At 68.4% G+C, this 531-nt stretch carries 1 protein-coding gene; it reads left to right on the top strand.

Translation table 11 applies throughout. The annotated features are described in order from the left end of the window. A partial coding sequence (locus AC1DF3_RS37095; protein ID WP_478142828.1) for an autotransporter-associated beta strand repeat-containing protein occupies nucleotides 1–531 on the top strand: 531 nt, incomplete at both ends.

Below are 531 nucleotides of genomic sequence, written 5' to 3'. Positions count from 1 at the left end.
GTCTTCAATCGTTCCGGCACGCTCAGCTACGGCGGCGTGATCTCGGGTGTCGGCACGGTGACGCAGAGCGGCAGCGGCACGACCGTGCTGACGGGCGCCAACACCTACACCGGCGCCACGACCATTTCGGCCGGCACGCTGCAACTGGGCAACGGTGGCACCACCGGCGCGATCAGCGCGTCCAGCGCCGTGACGAACAACGGCACGCTCGCCTTCAACCGAAGCAACAGCGTCACGTTCGGCAACGTGATTTCCGGCAGCGGCGGCGTGAGCCAGATCGGCGCCGGCACGACCACGCTCAGCGGTGTCAACAGCTACAGCGGAGGCACCACGATCTCGGCCGGCACCTTGTCGGTGGCGAACGACGGCAACCTCGGCAACGCCAGCGGTGGCATCGCCTTCAACGGCGGCACCCTGAGCACTTCGACGAGCTTCGCGTCGAACCGCGCGGTGACGCTGAACGCGGGCGGCACAGTCAACACCAATGGGAACACGCTGACGCTGGGCGGCGCCATCACCGGCAGCGGCCGG

This window comes from Variovorax sp. 10N432, assembly GCF_056394465.1.
Note: the sequence above shows the minus strand (reverse complement) of the source record. Positions and strands in the feature narration are given on the sequence as shown.